4 protein-coding genes are annotated in these 3401 nt (G+C 61.2%); all 4 read right to left on the bottom strand.

The features are described from left to right. The coding region (locus tag EJA72_RS21290; protein ID WP_157713342.1) for an aldehyde dehydrogenase family protein at window positions 1–313 on the bottom strand (313 nt) is incomplete at its 3' end. Window positions 314–487: 174 nt separating this feature from the next. Next, the gene (locus EJA72_RS21285; protein ID WP_157713341.1) at window positions 488–1297 is read right to left on the bottom strand and encodes an ABC transporter permease; all 810 of its coding nucleotides are present in this window, start codon (window positions 1295–1297) and stop codon (window positions 488–490) included. After that, window positions 1287–2234, bottom strand: a complete 948-nt coding sequence (locus EJA72_RS21280) for an ABC transporter permease (RefSeq protein ID WP_157713340.1) — start codon at window positions 2232–2234, stop codon at window positions 1287–1289. The genes EJA72_RS21285 and EJA72_RS21280 overlap by 11 nt, the downstream gene beginning before the upstream one ends. A gap of 1 nt (window position 2235) precedes the next feature. Further along, complete coding sequence (locus tag EJA72_RS21275; protein WP_157713339.1) at window positions 2236–3273, bottom strand: ABC transporter ATP-binding protein; 1038 nt, start codon at window positions 3271–3273, stop codon at window positions 2236–2238. Between the last annotated feature and the right edge of the window lie 128 nt (window positions 3274–3401).

Here is a 3401-nt window from a genome sequence, read left to right as displayed (position 1 = left end):
CAATCGCCGGGATCTCGTCGTTCAGCGCCGCGGTGTAGGGCTTGCCGCAGTTGTCCGATTCCAGCTTGGCCAGCTCTTCGCCGTGGGCTTCGATGGCGTCGGCGAGTTTGAGCAGCAACAGCGAACGCTCTTTCGGCGGGGTTTGCGACCAGCTGTCGAACGCCGCATCGGCGGCGCGCACGGCGGCATCGACCTGGGCTTCGCTGGCTTCGTTGATTTCCACCAGCACACGGCCGAGGGCCGGGTTGAACACCGGTTGGGTGGGGCCGTCGCCGTCGAGCAGTTGGCCGTTGATCAAGAGTTTGGTTTGCATGGCGTAGTCCTCATTGCAGCTTGTTATTTTTCTGTCGAAACCGGCCCCCTGTAGGAGCGAGCTCGCTCGCGATGAACCCGAGGACGCCGTGTTCATTCAGGCATCCCTCGTCATCGTTAACGACCATCGCGAGCGAGCTCGCTCCTACAGGGGATTTTTGTTTCGGTTCCTGGTTTATTTCCCGCCACTGCCCGCCACGCTTTCGCCGCCACGGGTCAGGTAATAGGCGCCGAGAATCGGCAGCATGGTCACCATCATCACCAGCATCGCGACGACGTTGGTGACCGGCACATCCCGTGGGCGGCTGAGCTGGTTGAGCAGCCACAGCGGCAGGGTGCGTTCATGGCCGGCGGTGAAGGTGGTCACGATGATTTCGTCGAACGACAGGGCAAACGCGAGCATGCCGCCGGCCAGCAACGCCGAGCCGAGGTTCGGCAGGACGATGTAGCGGAAGGTCTGCCAACCGTCGGCGCCGAGGTCCATCGAGGCTTCGATCAGGCTGTGGGACGTGCGGCGCAAACGGGCGATGACGTTGTTGTAGACGATCACCACGCAGAAGGTTGCGTGGCCGACGATGATGGTGAACATCCCCGGCTCGATGCCGAAGGTCTTGAAGGTCGCCAGCAACGCGATACCGGTGATGATCCCCGGCAGGGCGATCGGCAGGATCAGCATCAGCGAGATGCCTTGTTTGCCGAAGAAATCCCTGCGGTACAACGCTGCTGACGCGAGCGTGCCGAGCACCATGGCAATCAACGTCGCAATGGCGGCGATTTGTGCCGACAGCTTGATCGCTTCCAGTACGTCGGGGCGAGAAAACGCCACGCTGAACCAATGCAGGGTGAAGCCCTTGGGTGGAAAGCTGAACGCCGCGTCTTCGGTATTGAAGGCGTACATGAAGATGATCAGGATCGGGAAGTGCAAAAACACCAACCCGCCCCAGGCAGCGATTTTCAAGCCAATTGAGGCCTTTTCAGAGTGCATCGAAGGCCCCCAGTCGTTTGACGATGGTCAGGTAAATGGCGATCAACACAATCGGCACCAGCGTGAAGGCCGCGGCCATCGGCATGTTGCCGATTGCGCCTTGCTGTGCGTACACCATGCTGCCGACGAAGTAGCCCGGCGGGCCCACCAGTTGCGGCACGATGAAGTCGCCCAGGGTCAGCGAAAACGTGAAGATCGAGCCTGCCGCGATGCCTGGAATCGACAGCGGCAGAATTACTTGCATAAAGGTCTGGCGCGGCTTGGCGCCGAGGTCGGCCGAGGCTTGCAGCAACGACGGCGGCAGACGTTCCAGGGACGCCTGGATCGGCAGGATCATGAACGGCAGCCAGATGTAGACGAACACCATGAAGCGCCCTAGATGCGAGGTCGACAAGGTGCTGCCGCCCACCCCGGGAATGCCGAGTACGAACTGCAGCACCGGCTCCAGCCCAAGGTGCTGGACGAACCACTGCGCCACACCGCCCTTGGCCAGCAGCAACGTCCAGGCATACGCCTTGACGATGTAACTGGCCCACATTGGCATCATCACCGCGATGTAGAAAAACGCCTTGGTCTTGCCGGTGGTATAGCGCGCCATGTAGTAGGCAATCGGAAACGCGACGATGGCGCTGGCGATCGACACCACAATCGCCATGCTCAAGGTGCGCAGGATGATGTCGAAGTTTGACGGCTGGAACAGCGCCGCGAAGTTCGCCAGGGTCAGGTCGGGAGTGACCGCCATGGTGAAATCATCGAAGGTGTAGAAGCCTTGCCACAGCAGCACCAGCAGCGAGCCGAGGTAGATTGCGCCGAACCACAACAGCGGCGGCACCAGCAACAGCGACAGGTAAAAGTTCGGCCGGCGGTACAGCAGGTTGGAAAACCTGCGCAGCGGCGAGCCGCCGGCCGGGGTCTGAGGAATAGCCACGCTGGTCATCTCACACCCCGCCAACAACGGTGTCGTGCAGAGGGATCATCGCTTCGCGCGCCCAGCGTGCGCTGATGCGTTGCCCGGTTTGATGCTGGGCGCTGACGTCGAGCCATTGCACATTGGCCTGGCTGATGCTCAGGGTCTGGCCGTTTTCCAGTTTCATTTCATAGCGCGTGGCGCTGCCCTGGTATTGGATGTCGTGGAGCAGGCCACTGACTTCGATCTCGTGACTGGCCAGCGGGCCTTCGGCAAAGCGCACGTGTTCGGGACGAATCGAAAACGGCTGCGGGTTGCCACTGAGCTGCTTCGCCAGGTCGCCGCGAATCACGTTGGAGGTGCCGACGAATTCGGCGACGAACGTGGTCGCCGGTTTCATGTAGAGGTTGCGCGGTGTATCGACCTGTTCGATGCGACCCTTGTTGAACACGGCGACGCGGTCAGACATCGATAAGGCTTCGGTCTGGTCGTGGGTGACGAAGATGAACGTGATGCCGAGCTGACGCTGCAACTTCTTCAGCTCGCTCTGCATTTGCTCGCGCAGCTTCAAGTCGAGAGCGCCCAACGGCTCATCGAGCAGCAAGACGCGAGGTCGATTGACCAGGGCGCGGGCCAGGGCCACACGCTGGCGCTGGCCGCCGGACAGTTGCACCGGCTTGCGCTCGCCGTAGCCGCCGAGGGCGACCATGTCGAGGGCCTCTTCAGCGCGTTTCTGGCGTTCGACCTTGCCGACGCCTTTGACTTTCAAACCGTAGGCGACGTTGTCGCGAACGTTCATGTGCGGGAACAGCGCGTAGTCCTGGAAGACCGTGTTGACGTCACGCTGATAGGGCGGAAGGCCGGCGGCCTCTTCGCCATGAATACGGATGGAGCCTGCGCTCGGTTGTTCGAAACCGGCGATCAGGCGCAAACAGGTGGTTTTGCCGGAGCCGGAGGGGCCCAGCATGGAGAAGAACTCGCCGTCCTGGATGTCGATAGAAACCCGGTCTACGGCTTTCACTTCGCCGAACAGACGGGAAACGTTGGTGAACTGGACTGCAAGTGTCATGGTGCGGTGCTCCAAAAAGGCGAAGGCCGTCGCAGCGGCCCTGCCTGAACTTCTGAAAAAACTGAATCAATACGCTTTTGTGGCGAGGGAGCTTGCTCCCGCTGGAGTGCGGAGCACTCCCAAAATTG

Origin of the sequence: Pseudomonas sp. PB120 (assembly GCF_009761815.1) — a bacterium.
Lineage (GTDB): Bacteria > Pseudomonadota > Gammaproteobacteria > Pseudomonadales > Pseudomonadaceae > Aquipseudomonas.
The sequence above is the reverse complement of the archived record's forward strand: the minus strand, read 5'-3'. Positions and strand labels throughout refer to the sequence as shown.